This window comes from Devriesea agamarum, from assembly GCF_900070355.1.
Lineage (GTDB): Bacteria > Actinomycetota > Actinomycetes > Actinomycetales > Dermabacteraceae > Devriesea > Devriesea agamarum.
In genome coordinates this window covers 1734090-1757079 of sequence record NZ_LN849456.1, presented here as the reverse complement: position 1 = coordinate 1757079, position 22990 = coordinate 1734090, and the positions used below count along the sequence as shown (strand labels likewise).

The window sequence follows — 22990 nt, the reverse complement described above, 5'->3', positions numbered from 1 at the left end:
CGTTCTTGGGTGAGGTGCCGTGGAGGCATTCACCGTGCTCATACGGGCGATCCGGGTGCCGCGGAGCCCGTCGCTAAACCGCCTGGTCAGACTCCTGAGGGTGCGGTGCCGGCTGTCACGAAGATGATGAGCACAACATAGAGAATAAAAAAGATAATTCCGATTGCCCAGAAGATCCCGAAGACGATCCATGCCCACTTGGTGAGGGTGCGGGACTGTTGCGGGTCATCATTGGCTTTGAGGAAGGCGACGAGGCCGAGGATGCCGGGGATTGTGCCGCCACACACAAACCCGATGATCATGGCGACCAGAGCCCGAGTGCGCGCCGACTCGACATCGCCAGCATTGGGGACCGCCGGGGCGTAGGGGGCTGCCTGGGTGTAGGGCTGGCCTGCATTGTAGGGCTCGCCTGGGTTGCTGGGCTCGCCCGGGTTGTAGGGCGACTGCTGGGTGTAGGGGTTGTTATCGCTCATGACATCCTCGGGGAGAGTGAACTGCGGAAAAGGGCAAACTATCGCGAATATTGTCCATGACGCGGATTCTGCCGTCCAGGTGACTTTCGTGACGGCGTGACTGCGTGACAAAGCCTCACATTATCCGAGCGTCACTCTATGCACCAACACCGTGAACTCGTCGTCACCGCGCACATCGCGGGCGCGCAGTCGACCCCCGTCCAGGGATAGCGGAACGGCCTGCCTAGTGATAATTCCGCCTTTCCCATCGACGATCCCGATGTGTAGTGGTTGGCCTTCCGCGATGGCCTCAAGGAGCCGGTCAGTGACCGTGAAAGTCTGATCTGGATGGGCATCGGCGGTGCGCAGTCTGCGCACGACCTCGTCGGCGGGAAGCTGTAATTCGGGCTGGTTATTGCGCTCAATGCGCGGCGTCTCCACGGGGCCGCCACGCAGACCGTGTTCAGAGGGCAGACGCACGGTCCGTCCCGCTGTTCCCACCGCGAGCGGTGCCAGATCGCATGAGCGCACCACCTGCATCACAAATCCCGGGTCGGAACTGGTGACCGCGACGGTGGGGGCAATCCGTGCCAGAGCCAACACCGCAGCTTCGGAACGGGCCAGCAAAAGGTCAAGTATTTGGGTATCACCGGTAATAAACGTGCTTGCCCGCCCCACTTTGACCTGGCCAACCCGGCGACACTCATCCGCGATCAGATACTCCAATGCTTGCGGAATACCCGTGGGGGCGCAGCTGCCAAGAACATCCAGCAGGTCATCGACATCCCGTCCAGCCTCAAGAGCCCGGCGAATCGAGGATGAGCTGAAACGGACGGTGACAGCGCCTCCGCGCGATACCGTGTCGGACCAGTTCAACACGGTGGCGACGCGGCGACCCGGGCGCCCAGGAATAACCCCGGTGAGATCCGCCTGCAACAAAATGTCCTCGACGGGGGCAGGAGCGAGATCGGTAAACGTGCGGGCAGCGGCGCGTTGAGCTTCAACATCGGTCCCGCCGAGGTGAGAAGCGAGGGCGAGGCCAAGGGGTGAGAGCACCCCACCGGCGAGCAAGCCTAAAACGCTGGCCTCCCGGCAAAAGGAGTCGGTTTCAACCTCCAATAAACTGCGTCTGACCAGTGGGAATGACCATGATAGAACGTCGGTGAGAACGGATGGTTCAACGCGCACGGCACATCCACCACGCGCCAGAAACCGCAGAAGAATCCGGCGACGGGTGCGGGCCCCGGGTGGTGCAAGGGAGTCGGACAGCGCGGGCCGAGGCTGAGGGGCAGACTTTGAGGGCGCCTGTCCCATCAGGCGTCCAGCTGGTTCCGCAGTTCCCACCAGGCCGGTCACGAGGTGACTTCCGGCCCAGGCGGTCGCGAGCTCTGACCAGCGTTCAGCCGAATCGTGTCCGGCGAACTCGTCATAGTCTCTGGTCAGCTGCCATACCTGTCCGTTGTGGCCGAGTAGCCCGGCCGACCATGCGGTGTGGAGCAGTGTTGCGAAAGCAAACGAGGTGGTCTCGGCGCGGGTCGCTAACCGTTTGAGGTCACGACTCGCTAAACCGCCACGCTTCAAAACGGATGGAGGATCATCGTCGAACAGGGTGAGCTGACGCACCACGCGGATGGTTTCAAACGCGGCATCAATGGCCTGGGCTGTCAGCGCCTGAATTGTGCTCTCGGGCACCTCGTTGCGGCCCTCTCCGGAGGGAATCGCCGGGGGATCGACCGGGAGACTGGGATAGACCAGCCCGTCCCGCAACGCCAGCTGCACGGGCCGGGGAATGACCAGGTCATCGCCGTCTTGTCGGGCTATGCCTGAGCGTAGAAGGAGAGAGGCTGTCGGCGATGACGGGTCCCCGCGCAACCGGCTGCTTTCCCATGCCAGTTGGTCTACGCGAGCGCGATCCCGATCATCGAGTCGTGCGATGAGGGCGGCTGTGGTTGAGGGGTCGGGATCGTTCTCATGGACCGGGGCCAAGCCCGCCGGAGTGGTGAGGATGGAGCGCAGCGACCTCACCGGGGTCAGATTCTTATCCCCCCACACGAGCGCGAGGGTAGCCAAACGGTATAACGGGCCGCGCACAGCGGTGGGGGTGCACCCGCAGGCAGAGGCGACAGCTTGCAGGGAGGTGCCGTCGGGCAGAGCACATAACACTTCCGCGAGTCGAAACTCTGGCAGGGTGAGGCTGGACAGGGCGCGATGCACACTGCCGGTTCCGGCGGCTCGGGCCGCGAGCTGAGAAATCCCCTTGGGAACGGGCGTTGCAAGATCAGGCCGGGCCGAGAACAACTCGGTGAGCCGGTCATCGGAGAAGCTGCGCAGTGAATCTGCGAGCGAACGAGGACGCGCCGCCATGGTCCTTCCAGGATACGTGCGCGAGGACTCCCCAAAAACCAGTATCCTTAGTGCTGCGGCCGTGCACCGGCCCCCGTAGCCCAATTGGCAGAGGCAGGGGACTTAAAATCCTCACAGTCCGGGTTCGAGTCCCGGCGGGGGCACTGAAGTGTCGAAGTGTGGGCTTTGCGGCGTCGCGACCCCACGAATGGTGCTGGCCGCAATCATCCCAGGTTGCGACTATCATTGCGATAACGGTGCTATTGCGCCGATTTACCCCATCAGTTCGAGCGGATGGTGCATAACATGGGTGTTGTTTTGATCTTGATCGGTCTGTGTTGCTGTGTCGGCGGGATTTTGGCCTACACAGGCAGATGGAAGAGATGGGCTTATGCGAGCGGTTATGAATCCTGTGGCGGTTTTTCTCTGCTATTTCTCGGAATTATGCTGATCGTGCTGGGTGTACCCGGATTTTTCGCTCCGGGTTGGGGGTAGGGGTAGGTGTGAAGATTTTTAGTATCTCCATTGCTGTATTTGGGATAGTTGGAACTCTCGGGTTCTTTGGGATGTGGCCGAATTTTATGCTCCCGAGGTGGTTTGTTGAAGGCCGTGAAATGCGTCGGCAGGCTGAACGTGCGGCTAGGGATCAAAGGAAAACCGCTCGGGAATTAAGGAAGGCAAATCGGAGGCGATGACTGATCAACACCACGCCACCCCCGAGGCGCCCCCCGAGATCCCTTTTCACGAGGTGGAGACCGAGCATTTCGTCGTTCAGTATCCGACCCTGTTCCGGGTTGAGGATGTAGGGAACATCGACGATGTCGAACTCGTGCTTGTCGCGGACGGCAATAATCTCCGTTTTCGCCCCCAATGTGGTATTCACTTCAACGAAGAACACAGCCCCGCTAGTCGACGCTTCCATGGCTGCGATCAATGCAGCTTTCCAGCAGCATCCGGGCGCCAAACTAGTAAGTGTTGACGGGTTCCACCAGCCTCCTGATTTCTTCGAAGATCCCCCGCTCGGCCGCGTGATCGTCTTTACCTACCCCACAGAGAAACATCTCGACGTCATGGTGAAGAAGTGGGTTTTCGCCACCGGCGAGCACCACCTGCATGTCTCGGCATCGTTTCTCCCATCCCAAGCGCTCAACATCGAGGGAGCATTCGACTGGATTGCGGCGCACCTAGGGTTTGCGGCAGATGCCAAGGCGATTCTCACGGCCTCAGCCGGGACCAGCGAAGTAGGTGTCCAGCTTGACGAGTACGCGAGCACTCGAGCGGGCTTTCCTTTCGAAGATCTTGCCGTGATCCCAGCAGCCGTGCCGGAATCCGCGCGCCCCGTGTCGAAATCCATGATTGGGATGCTGGCCAACGCCTGGGGCGTGCGAGTTGACGGTCCTAAGGTGTTTCACGCGGGTATCACTCGTGGTTCGGAAGAAGGCTTCTATGTGGCCTACTCAGGTAGGGACGGAGTGCTCGTCATACGCACTAGCGGACAGTCCGCGTACGCGTTAGATACGGCCAATGTGGAAGCATACGGACTTGGCCCAGAGCGTTTACCCGCGGATGTAGCTGCATGGCTGGGAGTAGTTCCCGCGATTCGCTTCGGTTTTCCATGGCGCATCCCACATGAGGAATACAAAGGGCGGGTTGACGGGAGTATGGGTGGCGAACCGTGGACCGAGCTCCTCATCCGGCACCCGGATGGATGGTGGAGAGCAGTGTACGTTCCTGATAAAGGTTTATTCGAGGCGATCATGCCGGAAGAAGGCACCGTCGAATTGCATGTGCTTCCAGCGGGGCGGTTCTTTGACGTGATCCTTCGCCAAATCGATTCCATGTACGCCACAAGAACTGTGTAGCGCAAACTCTATGGCTCCACGCCTGCTCTGAGTCCACAGAAGTATCGATCAGGGTAAGTAGCTCATGAGCACCAACCGGCATACCCTGGTTTCGTGCACCACACATCTAAAGAACGCCCGAACATCGTTCTGATCTGCGTGGATCAGATGCGAGCAGATGCGATATCCGCTCTGGGGCATCCAGTGGTGCGAACGCCCTGGCTAGATGCCCTCGCCCAGAGCGGGGTGGTGTTCGAGCACGCCTATTCAGCCACCCCTACCTGTGTGCCAGCGCGCGTTGGTCTGCTCACGGGACAGTCCCAAGAACGCCATGGGCGCTACGGATATCGCGAACAGGTGCCGTTTCCCGACGCACATCCGGTCACCATGCCGGGGGTATTGCGCGAGCACGGATACCAAACGCAGGCCATCGGGAAAATGCATGTTTTCCCCGAACGGAGCCGATGCGGGTTTGACGATGTGCGCCTGCACGACGGTTTCCTCCACGTGGGACGCCGCTACGGGCACCGCCATCTAACCGCTCACGACGACTACCTCACCTGGCTCAGAGCGCAACCGGGCATGGCAGGTGTCGACATCAATGATGATGGGGTCGGCTGTAACTCGCTGGTTGCCCGCCCCTTCGATAAACCGGAGGCCTATCATCCGACGACATGGGCGGTGACCGAAGCGATCAACTGGCTCGACCGTCGGGATGTGAGCTGTCCGTTCTTCCTCTACCTGTCGTTTCACCGCCCTCACGCACCCTTTGACCCGCCAGGCTGGGCGCTAGACCAGTACCTCGGTTCGCCATTACCGAAGCCGCCGATCGGACAGTGGGTGCACGATCTAGCTGGTTTTCGCACGGACCACGACGCTGAGGCGCAATTTGGTCGCCAGCACGAGGATGTTCATCGGCGGGCCGTGGCGGGCTACTACGGCAACATCACCCATATTGACCACCAGATCGGTCGCTTCCTCGAAGCCCTCGGCGACCATCAGCTGGCCGAGGACACGGTCATACTTTTTGTCAGCGACCACGGCGACATGATGGGTGATCATTACATGTACCGGAAGTCGGTCGGGTACGAAGGCAGTGCGCGGGTGCCGTTGATCATGTCGGTCCCGCCTCGATGGCAGCCCCGGCTTGCGCAGGGGAACCATGTCCAACCGGGCCTGCGCTGCCGGGAGGTGGTTGAGCTGCGCGACATTATGCCGACCGTGCTGGACCTTGCCCGGGCCGAGATCCCCGAGAGCGTCGATGGGCGCAGTCTGCTTCCGCTTGTGACCGGTGGCGATGCGCCGCCCTGGAGGGAAGATCTGCACGGCGAACATGTCATTGACCATTTTGGATGCCGAGAATCCATGCACTGGATCCGTACCCGTCGACACAAGTTCTGTTGGTTTAGCGGCAGTGGCCGGGAACAGCTCTTCGACCTCGATTCCGACCCGCAGGAACTGAATGATCTCGTCACGGCGCCCCGGGACGACACCGATCACACGGTGCGGGACGATCTTCGCTGCCGCCTGATCGTCGCTTTGGAGGGGCGTGAGGAGGGATTCGTTCAGAACGGGCGGCTCATACCCGGCAGGCCGGTGATCACGGAATCGTCGCGAGTGCGCGAGGTGATGGAGTCATCCTCGCTGATGCGGTGGGCACAATGACAAACCGCATGGATTGGCAGGCTGCGTGACACGAAAAACCGCATGGCATGACGACCGGTATGGCATTGAAAAACCACATGAAATAGCAGGTGGCACGACATGACAGATGGCATGAAATGACAAGGCGGCTAGGGGGAGTGAAAAATGACAGGGCATCTAAGGGGAGTGAATGACGGTGGTTGAGGGTGAACAGCACGCTTGGGTAGCACATGGCATCGCACAGCGAATTGCCGAGGTCGTGGAACGGGTTCATAGAGCAGCGCACCAGGCGGGCCGGCGTCCGGAGGATGTCTCTATTTTGCTGGCAACCAAAACCCGCACCGCCGACGAGGTGCGGTGCGCCGGCGAGGCGCTGCGTGCGCACAATCGGCCCGCGCTGTTTGGAGAAAATCGAGCGCAAGAACTGGGCAAACATGAGGTTGCTCGAGACGAGGCAAACCCGCCAGAACTCCATTTCATCGGACGCTTACAGACCAATAAAGTGCGCGATGTGATGCGTGCCTGCGACGTGATTGAGTCCGTGGACCGTGATGACGTCATTGCTGCTCTTCACCGCCGCGCAGAGCTGGATGATCTTTGCAGAGATGTGTTTATCCAGGTCAACACATCGGGCGAACGCAGCAAAGCCGGATTCGCGCCGGAGTTAGACCTCATCGCCGAGGTTGCCTCTCGTCTGACGGATGGAGGCCGGCTGCGAGTGCGTGGTCTCATGACCATCGGCGCACACAGCGACGATGCCATCCGGGTGCGAGACTCCTTCGCTCGGCTTCGGAGCCTGGGTGAGGATTTGGCTGGCGCAGTGCCGTGGAGCACTGGGCGCTGTGAATTGTCGATGGGGATGAGTGGCGACCTGGACCTTGCGATTGCTGAAGGCTCCACGCTGGTTCGGGTCGGTTCGGCGGCGTTTGGACCCCGTCCCCACGTTGCGGGCTCGCACTTGGGCTCACAAAGTCGTCCAGGTTAGACCATCGTCGGGAATAGATAATGCGCGACTGAGGTTAAGGTAGTTGTCACTACATCCGTCGGCTCCGGCGGGTGACGCCTTTACGACGCCTAGGAGGCACTATGGCGAGGCATAACCCAGTTCTCGGCGGGGACAAATTGTTCCAGCCGGGCGGTTACGCGTCCTTCGACCAGGCTCAACGAGGCGCCGGGTACGCCCAGGCGCCACAGCACGGACAAACCGCTCCGAGCCAGTACGGCTACCAAGGCCAGTACGTGCAGACTGAATACGGCTATGCGCCGCAGTCACAACAGTACGGCCAGCCCGCTTCAACCCAGTACGGCTACGGCAACCAGCAGCAGTCAGCTTCTCCTGAGCACGGCGCCACCGCCGAGCAGATGGAGCAGATGTTTGCCCAGCCGTCGGCCACCGCGTTCGACACCGGTCGGATGCGCTACGAAGACGTGATGAACAAGTCGGCCATTGTGCTCGGCATCATCACGCTGGTTGCCCTGATCAGCGGCGTGCTGCCGATCGCATTTGGTCTGGTCGGCGGTGAAGGTGCCCGCGGCACCGGCTCAGCCATCACCACGGGTCTAATGATTCTGGGAGCGATCGGCGGTCTCGTCCTCGGTCTCGTGAACTCCTTCAGGCGGACGCCGTCCCCCGCGTTAATCATGGCTTACGCCGCGTTTGAAGGTTTGGCACTCGGCGGAATCTCTGCGTTCTTTGAGTCTCGCTACCCGGGTATCGCTGTCCAGGCAGTTCTGGCCACCATGGCCGTGTCAGTTTCTGTTCTGGTGCTCTTCAGGTTCGGGGTGGTTCGTACGAGCCCCCGCCTGAACAAGATTTTCTTCGTTGCGCTGATCGGATATCTGCTGTTCAGCCTCGCGAACGTCGTCCTGATGATGTTCAACGTGGTCGGCGGCGACTTCGGTCTGCGCTCGGGCCCGCTGGGTCTTCTGATCGGCGCTATTGCCGTGCTGCTGGCTTCGTACTCGCTGGTTATGGACTTCGAGGACATTAAGAACGGCGTGAACAACGGTATTCCGAAGGTCTTCGCGTGGCGTTGCGCCTTCGGTCTTGCCGTGACCTTGGTCTGGATGTACATGGAGATTCTGCGGATTCTCGCAATTCTCCGCGGCAATAACTGAGGCGCCCATCGCGTCGCTCGGTTCCGGGTTGCCCACTGAACCATAAGTAACGGCCCGTCGCTCACTCGTAGCGGCGGGCCGTTGCGTTGCCGGGAATGCATGGTGAGGCAGACCTAAGAAGGGTCTGTTCCATGGTGAATCAGCGCTTAAGTATTGGGCGGGTTCCCGAGATGTCGGTGCAGCACCGTATCCTGAGGTGATTATGACCCTCCCCATCACCCCTTTTGCCGCCCCGGCATCAGACTCCTTAGATAGTGCGGTGCCCATGCTGCGCAGTGACCTCATCCAATCAGAAGCGACCAAACTGCTCACAGCCTGGAGCGCAGTGCCCCCTCCTCGAGCCGATGCGTTATGGGCTGCGCTTCGCCCCCTGGTACAAGACCTCGCCGATGTGCAGCGCCAGGCAGTTAGCCGGCCTGCACGGCCCCTGCCCGCGGTATCCGCGCAGCATGCTCTCGACCTGTGTGCGCTTATTATCCGGGACCTGGCTAAGGCAGTAGAAGGCCCAATGTTGGAGGGTAAGGCGCGCTCTGACCAGATGGTTCACCCAGACCAACGGGCGCTCGCGGAAAGTGCACTCGGGGTGATAGATCGCATGAGGGATGCCGTGAGCGCAGCCGTCCAGGATGGATCTGTGGCTGCACCCTCCGCAGTCTTCAGTGATGGATCTGTGGTCACACCCTCGGGTGTCGAGATGAGCTCGGCCTCGACGACACATGGGAGGCAACCGTGATTGAGGGCGTGCCGTCGATCATTTCTATTCTCAATGACCCGTTGGGTTTTATCCGCAGCCTCTTTTTCTGGTTGCCGGGCGAAGTTGTTGTGGTGGTGGCCTGGGCTGCTCTGCTACTGGACGTCACTTTGCGTCTGGTTGCCTTAATCGTGGTGCCGCGCAATCGGCGTCCGGGTTCGGCGATTGCCTGGTTGTTTGCGATCTTCATCTTCCCGATCATCGGATTTCCGCTGTACCTCATGCTCGGCAAAGCGCAGCTGCCGCGTAAACGCCGTCGCAAACAGCGCAGCGTCACAGAGCTGATGCGTGAACGCTCTGATCAGATCTCCGATGCCGAGCTGGACCTGGACACACCCAGCTGGTTGCAGTCAGCGATTCGACTCAACCGCGAACTGGGAGCATTCCCGCTGACTGGAAATAATTCAGCCGATTTGTTTACCGATTACGACCACACCATCATGCGGATGGCCGAAGATGTGGTAACCGCGGAAAAATTCGTGCACGTCGAGTTTTATACCGCGAGCTATGACGACATCACCGCACCATTTTTTGAGGCGCTAGCACAGGTGCGCTCCCGTGGAGTCCCGGTGCGGGTTCTGTATGACCACCTCGGTTCGGTGTTCCGCAAACCCGGGTATCGGCGGATGCGTAAATTCCTGGATCGTATCGGTGCTGAGCACTACCCGATGATGCCGTTTAAACCGTTTAGCGATGGCGCCTTCCAGCGTCCTGACCTGCGTAATCATCGGAAGATTTTGGTGATCGACGGCCAGGTGGGCTGGGTCGGGAGCCAAAACCTTATCGCTCGTCACTACGACAAGCGGGCCAACAAAAAGCGGGGGCTGAAATGGCAGGAAACCATGGGGAGGTTCCGCGGCCCGATTGTTTCGGAGCTCAACCTGCTTTTCGGCACGGACTGGTTTTTTGAATCAGGGGAGACCCTGCCGATGGACTCCCTAGTGGTCAAGGCGGAGGATACCGATGGCGCCTACGAATGCCAGCTAGTTCCAAGTGGCCCCGGCTACGTCGAGCAAAATAACCTGCTGCTGTTTAATCAGCTTTTCTACAGCGCCCAGCACAAGATCACCGCAGTCAGCCCGTACTTTGTTCCCGACGAATCAATGCTGGCGGCACTCGTCACGGCTGCTCGGCGAGGGGTCGAAGTGGAACTGTTCGTCTCCGAAATTGGCGACCAGTTCTTGGTGTTCCACGCCCAGCGTTCCTACTATGAGGGCTTGTTAGCCGCCGGGGTAAAAATCCAGCTGTATCGGGAGCCATATATTCTGCACGCCAAGCACCTCACCGTGGATGATTCTGTGGCCGTGCTCGGGTCGTCGAACATGGATATGCGCTCGTTCCTCCTCGATATGGAGTCCTCACTGATGATCGGTGGGCGCGATTTCATGGAGAAAATGCATGAGGTCGAACGCCAGTACCGCGCGGCTAGCCGGGAACTCACCTTAGAAGAATGGCGGGCGCGCCCGCGTTTGGTGAAATACCTGGATAATCTGTGTCGCCTGGCCTCTGCGATTGTGTAGACGCGCTGAGCGCATAAGCGGTTGCTCACCGCTGCGATGCGCTGGCCCCTATATCCGTGTGGCCCTTATGGCCCGACCCGGAGGCTGGCAATAGCCTCATGAAGCGCCTGCACGTGCTCGGGGTAGTCCGCGGCGACATCTGAGATCAACACACCGTGGCCGTGCGGAGTATCGACCACGATGGAGGTCACAATAGAGGACGAGGTTGTGGACAAATTTCGCTTCGGGAAATGATAGGTGGCCTGCACAATCCAGGCTGAGTGGCCATCGACGGTCATCTGCTCGCTGCGGTAATCGGTGATTGAGGAGTCATCTCCGAACTGTTCATAGACACTTGCCGAAGTCGCGTAGCACTGAAATAGTGCGGCCGCCGCTTTTTCGTTCCCGGGATAGGGACCGCCCTGCCACGACACTTCGGCCACACCGATGGCACTAAACCAGTTTTTCTCGACGTGGCGAGCCACCCCATTGTGGTCCTGGGTGTAGGGGATATCTCGATGGGCCCAGGCTTGGCTGAACCCGGGTGGGTTGTGAAAGCTCAGCGCGCCACCGCGGGTCTCGTCCGGCGTCTGTGGCGTTGTCGGGACCGATGATGTCGAGGGGCACGGTGACGTTGGCTGCTCTGTGAAAACCAGCGGCGGTGGTTGGAGGAGAGGGTCTTCAGGGTTAGGTATATATTCCGGTTCACGCTGATGGGCGATGGGCTGTTCGCTAACCCAATTCTTTGGATGGTTGCTATTGGTTGACGACCCCGGGGCGCACTGACTGAGGAGGACCCCGAGAACGAGAAACAAGGACGCCATAAAAAGGAATAATTTAACCATATTGTGGCGTTTGGTGTGCCGGATTTCCAGCGCCCTCAGTGCGGGGCCGTGAGGAGACCGTTCAGCGAAGAGGTCTGGCAGTTCCGGCGTGCCGCTGTCTTCGGGATCAACCGGAGGTAGGCCAGATGCACCCATCAGATCTCCTTTCCGGGACTATTTGACCTCCAGTTTTCCATAGCGAGGGTCATGTCGCCCAGCGGACTAATGTCTGAACCTACAACCTATCGACTATGTCGCCCATGGCTTCATAATGCGTCCAGACGTCTGGAGCCAGGTACTGGATTCTCCGGGGTTACGCGCGGGATTCTTTGGCTAACAGTCGAGTTCTAGGGCTACTTACGGAGGCATTTGGGATCTGAGCCCTGACAGTCGGGGATACGCCCGTGTAGGGTCAGAACGACGCGTCGCGCAGTGCGACCCACCGCCAGGAGGAAACCTGTTATGCGCCCGCCTATCGCCCTATCCATCGCCGGCTCCGATCCGAGCGGTGGCGCAGGAATCCAGGCTGACCTGAAAACATTCACCGCGCTCGGTGTGTACGGCATGGCGGCAGTGACCGCATTGACTGCGCAAAATACGCAGGGCGTCCACGGAGTGCACGCGATTCATGCCGATTTCGTCGAAGCGCAGGTGACGTCGGTGCTCGACGATATGCCGGTGGATGCCACCAAAATCGGCATGCTTGCTAACGCGGAGATCGTCAACAGGCTCGGTGATCTGTTCAGCACCCGACGAGACGAGCTGGGTGTGGTCGTCCTCGATCCGGTCATGATCTCTAGCAGCGGCGCACCTCTTCTCACGGAGGAGGCGAGCAGGGTCGTCATTGAACGGCTGCTGCCGCTCACCGATGTGCTGACCCCGAATATTGTCGAAGCCGCGTTTTTGCTCGGGGCGGATATGGCCTGCGACGCGGAAGAGATGCGAGAGCAAGCTCAGCGCCTGCGCGAGCTTGGGCCTCGCTGTGTGCTGCTCAAGGGCGGTCATCTGCGAGGTCATGACTCCATTGACGTTTTCGTCGACGGGGCCGGGCAGGTGGAACTGCTGCGCGGACGGATGCTGAAGACTCGCAATACGCACGGCACCGGCTGCACCTTGTCATCGGCTATTGCTGCGCAGTATGCGCGCATGGCCGCGTATGCTCGGCAAGAGGACGCGCAAGGTGCTGATGACCGCATGGTGGTGGCCTCAGCTCGTGAATTCTTGGCCGATGCGATTGAGAACGCGGTCGACTGGGAGATTTCCCGGGCACCTGAGACCGGGCATGGTCCGGTGAATCATCTGATCACCGTCGGCGGCGCAGTGTCACGGCGCGGCGACGACGCGGATGTTCGGTAAGTACATGAGTGTTCTCTCTGGTGGAACCCTGTGGAGATAGGGCGCTGTCTAGGAACCTAGATAGAGGCCGGTCATCAGGCCAAGCGGGCGTGTTGACGTGGACGCCTGTGAAGCCGGATATGGGAGCCCTGTCAGTAGACAGCCTGCGAGCTAGAACCAGGCGCCCGGTAGTAAACGATTGTTGACGAAGGAGTTATGGACGAGATGACGAGCACTGCGGGAAGCCACGAGGTGGAGCACGGCGCGATATCGGAGGCGGGAGTGGGAGCGATCTTGCCGGCCCCGGATGGCTCATCAGACCCGTGGATTGCCCTGGAAGACGTCGACGGTGAGCAGGCGCTCAGCTGGGTGCAAGAACGCAACGCTCGAGCAGAACGTGAGCTGGATGCGGACGGGTTATCGTCGGTGCTCGCGGATGAGACGCTGGCGATCTTGAACTCCAAAGACAAAATTCCTGGCGTGGTTAAGCGGGGCGATTACCTCTACAACTTCTGGACCGATGCCGATCACATCAAAGGTGTGTGGCGTCGCACCACGATGGAGTCCTATCGCACCGATCAGCCCGACTGGGAGGTGCTGATTGACGTCGATGCGCTCAACGAACAAGAAGGTGAGGACTGGGTGTGGCACGGGGCGACCGTGCTGCGTCCTCGGCCCTCGCAACCGGGGATGGCCGCACCGTACCGGCATGCCCTGATTCGGCTGTCCCATGGCGGCTCAGATTCTGACGTGACGCGCGAGTTCGACCTGGTCGACAAGCGTTTTGTGGCGGAAGATAACGGCGGTTTTGTCCGGCCCGACGCCAAGGGGTCGATGGATTGGATTGACGAAGACACCGTGTTCGTCTCAACGGATTTCGGCCCGGGAAGCATGTCGCTCTCGGGGTATCCGCGCCAGGTCCGCAGGTGGACGCGGGGGACTCCGCTCAATCACGCCGACCTCATCTTCGAGGCCGATGAGACCGACATGATGGCCTACGCCGTTCACGAATCCTCACCCGGGTTTGAACGAGACTGGGTGGTCCGGATGCGTGCGTTTTACGACACCGAGCAGATGCTGTTACAGCCGGGCGAGTCCGAACGGCTCGTGACGCTAGATATTCCTTCCGACGTCGAGATCATGCCTCACCGGGATCTCATCTGCTTTATGCCGCGCATGGACTGGACTGTGGGCGAGGACGTATATCCCGCCGGGTCGCTGGTCGTGTGCAACCTCGATGATTACCTGGCGGGGGAGCGCCGCCTGACGCTGCTGTTTGAACCATCCCAATCCGCGTCTCTGGAGGATGTGACGCTTACCAGGCATTGCGTGGTGCTGACCATCTTGGAAGATGTGAAACACCGGCTCGAAGTGCATGTCCGAGATGATCATGGGGGATGGGTGCGATCTGATCTGTATCCCGATCTGCCTGGGTCGCTGTCGGTCAGTGCGGTCGATGCCGACGAGACCGATGAGCTATGGGTGAGCGCCTCTGGTTTCCTCGAACCGACCACGCTGTGGATGGGGGATATCGGTCCGGTCAGCGATGGTGGGCAACCGGGTGATCTGGTGAGGATGAAGTCCGCTCCGGCAACGTTCGATGCGAGCGGGCTCGAGGTGACGCAGCACTTTGCGGTGAGCGAGGACGGCACTCGCATTCCGTACTTCCAGATTGGCCATGTCGATGCTTCGCCGGCGGAAAAGAACCCGACACTGCTATACGGGTATGGCGGGTTTGAGATATCGCTGACCCCTGCCTATCCCGGGGCGGTGGGCAAGACATGGCTCGAACGTGGTGGCACATACGTGCTGGCTAATATTCGCGGCGGCGGTGAATATGGGCCGACCTGGCACCAAGCCGCATTGAAAGAGAAGCGGCATAAAGCGTATGAGGATTTCGCCGCGGTCGCTCGGGATCTGATTGAACGCGGGGTGACCGTAACCGAGCGGTTGGCGTGCCGCGGGGGATCGAACGGTGGTCTGCTCACCGGCAACATGTTGGCGCAGTATCCAGAGCTCTTTGGTGCCGTGGTGATTCAGGTGCCGCTGTTGGATATGAAGAGGTATTCCCATTTGCTCGCCGGGGCCTCGTGGATGGCCGAATATGGGGATCCCGATACCGAGGACTGGAACTTCATCCGCACTTTCAGTCCGTACCATCTGCTGCGCGAGGACGTGACTTATCCGTCGACCTTTGTGACCACATCGACGCGCGATGACCGGGTGCATCCGGGGCATGCGCGCAAGCTGGTCGCTGCCCTGGAATCTATGGGCCAGGACGTGCGCTTTTGGGAGAACATCGAAGGTGGACATGGCGGTGCGGCCACTAATGAGCAGGCCGCCCGCATGAACGCTCTCATCCACACCTTCTTGTGGCAGACGATCGGTGCCGGTCTCTGAACGGTTGACCAGGTCGATGCTGGTCTGAACGCTTGACCAGGTCGGTGCGGATGTGAGTTGGATGGCCCCACCGGTGCGGATGTGAACGGTTGACCTGCTGGTGTCCGATAGCGCTGCCGGATGGGTTGGGCTAGTGGGTCGGCCATGTCGTCACAACAGTGTTGGCCATGCCGTGAAGGCGGTGTCGGTCATACCTTGAGGGCCGTGTCGGCGGAGCGTGTGCCGGTCTCGTGCAGGCCGACGATGCTGGTGGTACCGGTTTATATGTGGGCCCTGAGACCTCGCACATAAGAATTGGACGCTTGACCAAAACTGTGGGAGTCTGAGCTCAGCGGCGACCACACGGTGTGCCGCTGTTGTATGCGCGCCACCGTTTCAGGGTGGCCGCGCCAGATCAGGAGGCCCCCATGTCTGCCCGTCGCCGCTGGGTTTCACTCGCGGTTCTCGTGCTTCCGGTGCTTCTCATCAGCATCGACATGACCGTTTTGGGTATTGCTGTACCCGCCCTCAGCGACCATCTTCGTCCCAGTTCCGCTGAGCTGCTGTGGATCATCGACCTGTACTCGTTCGTGCTGGCCGGGTTGCTGGTTCTGATGGGAAGTCTCGGGGACCGCATCGGTCGCCGTCGCCTTCTCGTGACCGGGTCCATTGCCTTCGGCATCGCTTCGGTCCTAGCTGCTTTCTCCACCAGCTCGGAGATGCTGATCCTTGCTCGGGGCCTGCTCGGGCTCGGCGGGGCGACGTTAATGCCATCCACGCTGGCTCTGATCCGATCCATCTTCACTGACCCGACGCAGCGGCGCACAGCGATCGCAGTGTGGGCCGCTGCGTTCTCCGGCGGAGCGGCCATTGGGCCGGTGATCGGCGGATTCCTGCTGGAACATTTCTGGTGGGGGTCGGTGTTCTTGATGAACACCCCGGTGATGATCCTGCTGGTGATCGGGGCATTGCTGTTCATTCCCGAGTCGAAAGACCCGAACCCCGGCCCGTTCGACCCGCTGTCGGCGCTCATGTCGATCGCAGGCATTCTCCCGATTGTGTATGCCATCAAAACCGCGGCGAAGCACCCGGATCTCACGGCACTCATCGCACTGGTGATCGGGGTCGTGATTCTTGCGCTGTTCATTCGCAGACAGCGACAGTTGCCCTCTCCGATGATCGATTTGGGGCTCTTTACTCACCGGGCGTTTACCGTCGCGGTGCTGGTTAACCTCATTACCGTCTTCGCGATGGCGGGGGAGATGTTCTTCCTCCCTCAGCACCTCATGCTGGTTTTGGGGAAGACCCCGTTCGAGGCGGGGCTGTGGATGGTGCCGCTTGCGGCGGTGACCTTCGCCGGAGCGCTGCTTTCGCCCCGCTTGGCTCGCTACCTGCCCATTCACACGGTGGTGGCGCTCGGACTGGGCCTGACCGCGGCAGGTTTCCTGCTCGCCACTCAGCTCAGCGGCGGACCCAGCGATCTTCCTATTTTTGTTGTCTCCGGGGTGCTGATGGGACTCGGGGTTGGGCTCGGGGAAACCCTCACGAACGACGTGATTTTGGAGGTGGCTCCGCCCGAGCGCGCCGGAGCTGCGTCGGCAATTTCCGAAACTGGGTATGAGTTCGGCGGCGCTATGGGAACAGCGGTGCTGGGCAGCATCGGCTTGGCCGTGTACGGCGCTCACCTGACGACGGTGCCCGGAGCTTCGGATTCCGCGTTGACCTCTGCCCGCGAAAGCCTCGGAGAGGCTCACGGAGTAGCCACCTCATTATCGAGCCAGGCGGGTGAGCACCTGACTCAGGTCGCAAACTCTGCCTTCGTGCAAGGGCTTGACGTGGTGATGCTCTGTGGCGCGATCCTCTCCGCAGGTGGAGCGCTTATGGCATACACGTTGATGCGGCAGAGCGCCCCGGCTGCGCGGGACGGGGCAGGAGATGCCCACAGGGAGGCGGTTAAGCAGGGATGAGGAACGGACGTTGCCCTTTAACGTGAGCGAGGATTCGCGGTTTTGAAAGATTCGGCTTCTGCCGAGTTCTGGATAAACCGCTAGAGTATGGCGTCTTAGAGAGTTTGGGCTTTAGCTGTGTCTGGCATGGGTAGCGAGAAGCTGGTGTGTTTCGACCTGCACAATGATGCGGCAGAAGACGCATAAAGATAAAAACTATATTCATAAAATCAGGACAGGGAGGTCCGCAGATGAACCAACATCATGAGTGTGACCGCGCTGATGCGGATGCATATGACCAGGCAAGTCAGTCCGAACCATCGGGAGGGGCGGAACAGGTCGGGAAGGCTCGGGAGGGCCGGACGCGGAGAGCTTACAGGCCTGTTGCTGAACGGCGTCGCGAAATAGTTCGAGCTGCAATAGAAGTGATGCGACGCGACGGCGCATGGTCACTGACGACTCGGGCCGTTGCGGAAGAGGCCGGAATATCTTTGGGAAGTGTTCATTACGCCTTCGGTTCTAAAAATGATCTGATCGTGGCTGTTTTCGACGCAGATAATGAGCGAGCCACTCGGCGTTTTCGGTCTGCTCTGGATGAGGGCGGAGAACCAGCAGATATTTTGGAACGGGCTTTGATCGGGCATACCCGGGATGTTATTGATGACGCCAGCGCGGAAGCCGTTGTCCAGGAACTCTACTTGCTTGGTTTGAGAGACCCAGGTTTGGCGCCGCACGTGCAAGCGGGAACTGAGCATTATCGTCGCGAAGCCGTCAAAATGCTGCATGCCATTGCGGACCGCTCAGGGGGATTGTGGGATGTACCGATCGATGTACTGGCTGAACAGATTCTCGCTCTGCTTTTTGGTACTGCTGCGATCTGGCTGACCGTTCGGAATGACGAGCTTTTCCTTGCAAGTGTGCGCGACGGTGCCCGTACGTACGCCACGCGGCTGAAAAAGATGTGACATGACACGCCGTGAAGGTGGGGTAGGGGTGATGTTGGTGGGGCGGGGCTGTGTTGCCGTGGACCTCATGCGTTGGCGGCGTACGTCTAACTAAAGTTGTCATATGTTTGGTAGCGACAGCCTGACCATAGATCCGTCAGACGCATCGATGACGTAATAAAGCTGGTGCCCCTTTGCTATCCTTGAGGAGGTATTGGCGAGGTTTTACGTTATGCTCGGAACTTGCATATTCATGTCAATAACGAATGTTACATACTCCGCTTTTCGCGAAGTGTTACGTCTCGAGGGTTTGCATTGAGGCGCTTTAGTTCTTCCTTCTATTGAACCTCAATAAATCTGTGTGGTTCGTGAGTGTTCTTGATAAGGATGCATGAGCGATTTGAGATAGGTTTAGATTTAATCGCTTTTTCATGGATGTCGCCACTGGTAATACGCTTATATCTAACATGGGAGTTATGGGTGTCAACATTGGGCACGTTTTTAAGTGGGCATACCTGCCTATATCAAATACTTAGGCATCATGTAAGGGTATCCTGGAAAAACCGGTGTAGAGGTTGGATTTGGATGTGTGGCCCGGTAACCGTTTGGTTCTGTTCGCCATCATATTTTTTTGGAATAGCGCAAGCTCGAAATTTGCTTCAAAAGAGCTCCATTATAGGCATAAGCTTGGACTTGTGAATAGTTGATGGTATGGATATCGGAGATCGGTGTAGAGTTCATTTCCCCGCTTGCGTCCAAACGTTTCGCTGCACATCAGTTCAATCGACCCTAAACCCTAAAAAGAAAATAAATACGTGTAAATCCTTCTAGCCATACCCTCTGATCGCGCGCATCGGGTTACCTGCCGCACCGCACATGGAGGCACTTCTCGGCTAGTTCTACAAGTTTTAAGGTGAAAGTTGTTGGTGCTTTTTGTTGACGAAGTAGCTGCATGGAATATTTGTACTGCTTTTCCCTAAATTTTGCTGCGAGTAGGGCGTATAAAGACTATTAATTAACTTTAGTTAACGCTGTCAATGGGCAAGGCGTCTACTGCGCATGGGCCGCATCTGGGGGTGGGGCCGGATTTCGAGATTCCTAATTTCACTAGCCCTCGCGCGTCTTTCTCTCACGCTTTGGCGCGTCTTGGTTGCGTCCCCTGGGCGTGCCTGTAGAGATGTTGACACCTCGGATGTTTCGTTCTGCCAAGAAGGTATCAGATTGACTTTAGGGAAATAACTCAACAATGTCGCGCACTATTCTGTGTAAAGCTGATACATTAACACGTATTTTCCTGCCGAACATGCATCATGTCAGGTTGATGTGCCCTCGGCCTGACTTTGCATTTTGTGTAGCCTCTATTTCTATATATATATGAAATAGAGTCCGTATATGCTGGGTGTATGTGGAGACGTTCTCGAGTGGGCGATCCTTTTAAAGGTTTGTCGGTCATTGTTCGGTTGATCGCATACTGAGTGCGAGGGCATCACTTCGGGCATCCTTGTCGGTTTAAGATGTAAATGCTGTTGTATGCCCTTTCGGTTAGTTCTGACTTGGATCTTATGTAAAATCATGTTTTTATTAATCGGCTCGGCTCGGCTCGGCTCGGCTCGGCTTGGCGAGCTGGTCTATTGCCTGTATTACTGGTGGTCGATAGTGTATATTTTTATGCGATAGTGAACATTTGTCCTGTAAGCCTTGAACATGTTATTCGACTATTCTTATGATCGGTTGTATTGCGCGATGACATGTGCTTACGGCTTGAACCTGTAAATTAATTGCGAATGACAAGATAGCGTTCTATGTGGTGCGTCCGCTCAAGGTGCTTGTCTCCTTTTGGGTGCCTGACTTGGTTCAGGTGCTTAATGCTCGCATTGGGACATTGTCAGGTGGGTTGACTTACTGCACTTGCGATGATCTTGGCCGGAGCTTCGATACATAACATTTCCATGTAGGCCAGTGGTCCGTCCGGGGATCGACGGCATTTAGGACATTGAAAGACGACATCGGTAACTCATGGATAGAATCGGGAAGATCGAGGCAAGTGCGCCCCTCTGGGTCGGGGCTTCATGCTTAACGTTGTACTTAATATGCATAACTCGACGGACTGATTCCGGGTGCGGGCAAGAGTGAGGTGGACGGGCGCATTGGCAGCGTTGCGTGCATCGATGTTGATGTCTTCTCTCGCCTCGTCAACGGTGGCTTTGATGGCGGCTGCCTATTGTTTGAGTGTGCTGATCGTGTGTTCCGAGTCGTAGGTTAGTAGTCTCGGAAGATTTATGGGATAGCTCGAATCTCTATAAATACGAGCCGGTCGAGGGAATCTGCCCAAGACTAAGGGCCTAACTAATATTCAGCAATGAGAATGGTCATCGGTAGAGAAGCTTTTTGCGGCGATGATTCCTTGGGAATGCTCCGGACCTACGTATCCATTTTAACTGGATTTACTCAGTGATTGCACGGCGAAGTTCATGATTTTGTCACGGTGTTCGATAACGTATCTCGTCGCGTTGGACCGTTCTCAACCATTACTAGCCCTACTGGCCATAATTAGCGTGCGTACGCTCTTTGGCTAACGAGATCCGTGGGGCCGCCGTCCGTCCCGTCAGGGTTGGCACAGCACGACGAAACCGCCGCCGTCCTCCCTGACCTGATAAGAGTGGCCGAAGCGCTCTGCGAGCCAGGCGGCTGGGTCAGCTGGCAGGCCATCGGGCCAAGCACCCGAGTACTGGTCCAATACGGCGCAGTCGGGTGCGTCCTGTGCCCAGGCGTCCCCTGGTCCGTGCAGCCAGCGCACTTCATGATCGGGAACGAGATACGAAAGGAGCGTGAGATCAGAGGCCACTGTCTGACCATCCGGTACAGCGGCTATTGCCTGATTGGCAAATGGGATCCGCCAGGACGGTGTGTATGAGGCCGGACGCAGCAACGAAGCCAAGGGGAGCGCCCCGCTCAACGACACGGTGATGGCAAGCAGAACCGCGATGGCGATGTTGCGAATCCGTCGGCCGACCGTGGGTGCCACCTCGATTAACGCGGCGACAGCGATTGGCATCAACACGGCGTTGTAATGCCACGTCCACCCCCAGTAGAAGTCGACCGTGCCAATAAACCGCCAGGCCAATGTCGGGAGCATCAAGGCCATGAGTGGTGAGCGAAGCCCAATCACTCCGGCGGTGCAGATCAGCATGATCACAGTCACCCATTTGTCAGCCGGGGTGAAGATGTCGAGCAGTGAGCCGATGTTGCCGGTGTAGTCGTAGCGGTGGCCCGTGTTGAGCGCAGGCAGGATGACGAACGTTGATAAGAGGAACCAAGCGACGCCCCAGGCGGCAACCCCCACGCCGAGTCGCCGTAACTGGGGGCGATGCCAGGCGAGCACTGCCCCGAAGACGGCAACGGTGAGACCGAGATCTTCTTTGCATAACACCAGCAGAGCGATCCATAGTGCTGCGGTGAGATAGCGTCCCCGCAGGTAGGCGACGAGCCCGAACGCTATGAAGAGCACCGCGAACACAATTTCGTGGAACTGTACGGCCTGGGCCGCTTGAAGACCCCAGACGAACGCGTAGCCCACACCCACGACGGTGCCCCAACCCGTACCGAGTCGTTCAATCGCCAAACGCGTGATCGGAATTGAGGATATGCCGAACAGAACGGCTTGGGTCCACATCAGCGCTAAGCCCGATGGCCACGCCGACCATATGGGGCCGAGCAGGATCAAGATCGGATGGAAGTGATCTCCAAGCAGGTTAAAGCCCGGGCCCTTAATGGGTACGATCGGCGCTGACCAGTGCGCATATGCCTTCGCCAGCTGAGAGAAAATCCCTAGGTCCCAGGAGGGCGCCACAATGTTGCGCCATTGCAAACTCGACAGCAGACCGTAGGCGACGATGGCGCAAACCGCGATAGCCAGCGCGATAAAGGTCTGGGTGCGCGGTGTTACCGGGTGGATGGCAGTCAGAGGCTTACGACGACGCTGGTGTAGCCGCCGAGGTGAGGCACAGTGCGACCCCGTGCCGGTGGGGCCAGCTAATGGGCGCTGGATAGGTGTGGCCTGGATAGTGCTCACCCGGTGGATCCTCCTCTATAGCGGCCTATGTGCCGCCAACTGGAGACACTGGTTGCGTAGCGTGCGGCTACCCAAGCTAACGCCGCAAGGCTCACCGTGGGCAACTCGGGGACCGATAGCGTGGCGGATTAGGCAATCCGGCAGGTGATCCCGTTGAAACCGTGGTTGCAGTATCCGTCTGGATGTGTGGCGAGATATTGCTGATGGTCCGGTTCTGCGTAGAAAAACTGCCCGCATCCGGCCTCGCGGAGGGGGAGGAGTTCGGTGGTGAGCTGTCCGCGCCCAGCCGCCGACAGTGCGCTCTGGTATGTCCTCGCACCCTGGCGCACCAGCTCTTCCTGCTCGGGCGTGGTCCAGTAGACGGCGCTGCGGTACTGGGTGCCGATGTCGTTCCCCTGACGCATGGCTGTGGTCGGATCGTGCTGCTGCCAAAACTGTTCCAGAAGATTCCGAAGTGTCGATGTGCCATGGGTGTAGACGACTAGCACCGCCTCTGCGTGGCCGGTTTGTGCGCTGCACACCTCGTCGTAGGTGGGGTGCGAGGTCCATCCGCCGGCATAGCCACAGGCCGTCACATGCACGGCGGGAAGCTGCCACAGAATGCGTTCAACGCCCCAGAAACAGCCACCGGCTAACACGATCGACTCGGCGTCGGCGGGCCACGATGGCAGGTCCGCATTGCGGTCTCGGTCGATCACCGGTGGATACTCGGATGCAGAGCAGGGCCCGAGCATGTCGGTGCCGAGCACCGCATGACGCCGAGCGAGCGAGTAGCTGTAGGCGCTTCGTCCAGGTAGTGCCTCTTCCCGCGTGACCATCCGCTTTTTATGCCTGTTTACCAT

At 58.9% G+C, this 22990-nt stretch carries 16 protein-coding genes and 1 tRNA gene; 11 read left to right on the top strand and 6 right to left on the bottom strand.

The genetic code is table 11. The features are described 5' to 3' along the window. Positions 1-86 precede the first annotated feature (86 nt). Together BN1724_RS13315 and BN1724_RS07615 are read right to left on the bottom strand one after the other, a co-directional pair. Positions 87-473: a hypothetical protein gene (locus BN1724_RS13315; protein WP_231928196.1), complete on the bottom strand. Its 387-nt coding sequence runs from the start codon at positions 471-473 to the stop codon at positions 87-89. 120 nt (positions 474-593) lie between these two features. Continuing rightward, positions 594-2816, bottom strand: coding sequence for a helicase-associated domain-containing protein (locus BN1724_RS07615; protein WP_058234877.1), 2223 nt, complete (start codon positions 2814-2816; stop codon positions 594-596). Between the two features lie 69 nt (positions 2817-2885). On the opposite strand from BN1724_RS07615, the gene BN1724_RS07610 reads away from it, so the two are divergent. Continuing rightward, a tRNA-Leu gene (locus BN1724_RS07610) sits at positions 2886-2959 on the top strand. Positions 2960-3441: 482 nt separating this feature from the next. On the opposite strand, the gene BN1724_RS07605 is transcribed toward BN1724_RS07610, so the two are convergent. Continuing rightward, positions 3442-3717, bottom strand: a complete 276-nt coding sequence (locus BN1724_RS07605) for a rhodanese-like domain-containing protein (RefSeq protein WP_058234876.1) — start codon at positions 3715-3717, stop codon at positions 3442-3444. Here BN1724_RS07605 and BN1724_RS07600 point away from each other — a divergent pair. The 6 genes from BN1724_RS07600 (at position 3716) to cls (ending at position 10669) form a co-directional block, all read left to right on the top strand. Then, positions 3716-4657 carry a hypothetical protein gene (locus tag BN1724_RS07600; protein WP_058234875.1) on the top strand — a complete coding sequence of 314 codons (942 nt, stop codon included), beginning with the start codon at positions 3716-3718 and terminating at the stop codon, positions 4655-4657. The genes BN1724_RS07605 and BN1724_RS07600 overlap by 2 nt on opposite strands. A 93-nt stretch (positions 4658-4750) precedes the next feature. Continuing rightward, positions 4751-6301: an arylsulfatase gene (locus BN1724_RS07595; protein ID WP_231928195.1), complete on the top strand. Its 1551-nt coding sequence runs from the start codon at positions 4751-4753 to the stop codon at positions 6299-6301. A 169-nt stretch (positions 6302-6470) separates the two neighbouring features. Further along, positions 6471-7265: a YggS family pyridoxal phosphate-dependent enzyme gene (locus BN1724_RS07590; RefSeq protein ID WP_058234874.1), complete on the top strand. Its 795-nt coding sequence runs from the start codon at positions 6471-6473 to the stop codon at positions 7263-7265. 101 nt (positions 7266-7366) lie between these two features. Then, positions 7367-8398 (top strand): Bax inhibitor-1/YccA family protein, encoded by a 1032-nt coding sequence (locus BN1724_RS07585; protein WP_058234873.1) that lies wholly within the window; start codon positions 7367-7369, stop codon positions 8396-8398. 202 nt (positions 8399-8600) lie between these two features. After that, positions 8601-9131 carry a hypothetical protein gene (locus BN1724_RS07580; RefSeq protein WP_058234872.1) on the top strand — a complete coding sequence of 177 codons (531 nt, stop codon included), beginning with the start codon at positions 8601-8603 and terminating at the stop codon, positions 9129-9131. 41 nt (positions 9132-9172) lie between these two features. Beyond that, positions 9173-10669 carry a cardiolipin synthase gene (gene cls / locus BN1724_RS07575; RefSeq protein WP_407919320.1) on the top strand — a complete coding sequence of 499 codons (1497 nt, stop codon included), beginning with the start codon at positions 9173-9175 and terminating at the stop codon, positions 10667-10669. Positions 10670-10734: 65 nt separating this feature from the next. Here cls and BN1724_RS07570 read toward each other — a convergent pair whose 3' ends face one another. Beyond that, complete coding sequence (locus BN1724_RS07570; protein ID WP_058234871.1) at positions 10735-11628, bottom strand: hypothetical protein; 894 nt, start codon at positions 11626-11628, stop codon at positions 10735-10737. Positions 11629-11934: 306 nt separating this feature from the next. Here BN1724_RS07570 and thiD point away from each other — a divergent pair, with 306 nt between their 5' ends. From thiD to BN1724_RS07550, 4 genes are all read left to right on the top strand, one after another. Further along, a complete protein-coding gene (gene thiD, locus BN1724_RS07565; protein ID WP_058234870.1) occupies positions 11935-12828 on the top strand; it encodes a bifunctional hydroxymethylpyrimidine kinase/phosphomethylpyrimidine kinase in 894 nt (297 codons plus the stop codon). 195 nt (positions 12829-13023) lie between these two features. Continuing rightward, positions 13024-15207, top strand: a complete 2184-nt coding sequence (locus tag BN1724_RS07560; protein WP_407919299.1) for a prolyl oligopeptidase family serine peptidase — start codon at positions 13024-13026, stop codon at positions 15205-15207. Between the two features lie 407 nt (positions 15208-15614). Then, complete coding sequence (locus tag BN1724_RS07555; protein WP_058234869.1) at positions 15615-17153, top strand: MFS transporter; 1539 nt, start codon at positions 15615-15617, stop codon at positions 17151-17153. Between the two features lie 230 nt (positions 17154-17383). Then, on the top strand, positions 17384-18097 hold the full coding sequence (locus BN1724_RS07550) for a TetR/AcrR family transcriptional regulator (protein ID WP_058234868.1): 714 nt from the start codon (positions 17384-17386) through the stop codon (positions 18095-18097). A gap of 2584 nt (positions 18098-20681) precedes the next feature. Here the strand turns inward: BN1724_RS07550 and BN1724_RS07545 are convergent. Together BN1724_RS07545 and msrA are read right to left on the bottom strand one after the other, a co-directional pair. Next, entirely contained in the window at positions 20682-22148 is a 1467-nt protein-coding gene (locus BN1724_RS07545) for a DUF2079 domain-containing protein (RefSeq protein ID WP_084252865.1), read from the bottom strand. A 128-nt stretch (positions 22149-22276) separates the two neighbouring features. Further along, the gene (gene msrA / locus BN1724_RS07540; RefSeq protein WP_231928194.1) at positions 22277-22966 is read right to left on the bottom strand and encodes a peptide-methionine (S)-S-oxide reductase MsrA; all 690 of its coding nucleotides are present in this window, start codon (positions 22964-22966) and stop codon (positions 22277-22279) included. Positions 22967-22990: the final 24 nt, after the last annotated feature.

Coding starts and splice junctions, on each gene's coding strand:
- BN1724_RS13315 (WP_231928196.1), bottom strand. CDS start 473: ATGAGCGATAACAACCCCTACACCCAGCAGTCGCCCTACAACCCGGGC.
- BN1724_RS07615 (WP_058234877.1), bottom strand. CDS start 2,816: ATGGCGGCGCGTCCTCGTTCGCTCGCAGATTCACTGCGCAGCTTCTCC.
- BN1724_RS07600 (WP_058234875.1), top strand. CDS start 3,716: ATGGCTGCGATCAATGCAGCTTTCCAGCAGCATCCGGGCGCCAAACTA.
- BN1724_RS07605 (WP_058234876.1), bottom strand. CDS start 3,717: ATGGAAGCGTCGACTAGCGGGGCTGTGTTCTTCGTTGAAGTGAATACC.
- BN1724_RS07590 (WP_058234874.1), top strand. CDS start 6,471: ATGACGGTGGTTGAGGGTGAACAGCACGCTTGGGTAGCACATGGCATC.
- BN1724_RS07585 (WP_058234873.1), top strand. CDS start 7,367: ATGGCGAGGCATAACCCAGTTCTCGGCGGGGACAAATTGTTCCAGCCG.
- BN1724_RS07580 (WP_058234872.1), top strand. CDS start 8,601: ATGACCCTCCCCATCACCCCTTTTGCCGCCCCGGCATCAGACTCCTTA.
- BN1724_RS07570 (WP_058234871.1), bottom strand. CDS start 11,628: ATGGGTGCATCTGGCCTACCTCCGGTTGATCCCGAAGACAGCGGCACG.
- thiD (WP_058234870.1), top strand. CDS start 11,935: ATGCGCCCGCCTATCGCCCTATCCATCGCCGGCTCCGATCCGAGCGGT.
- BN1724_RS07560 (WP_407919299.1), top strand. CDS start 13,024: ATGGACGAGATGACGAGCACTGCGGGAAGCCACGAGGTGGAGCACGGC.
- BN1724_RS07555 (WP_058234869.1), top strand. CDS start 15,615: ATGTCTGCCCGTCGCCGCTGGGTTTCACTCGCGGTTCTCGTGCTTCCG.
- BN1724_RS07550 (WP_058234868.1), top strand. CDS start 17,384: ATGAACCAACATCATGAGTGTGACCGCGCTGATGCGGATGCATATGAC.
- msrA (WP_231928194.1), bottom strand. CDS start 22,966: ATGGTCACGCGGGAAGAGGCACTACCTGGACGAAGCGCCTACAGCTAC.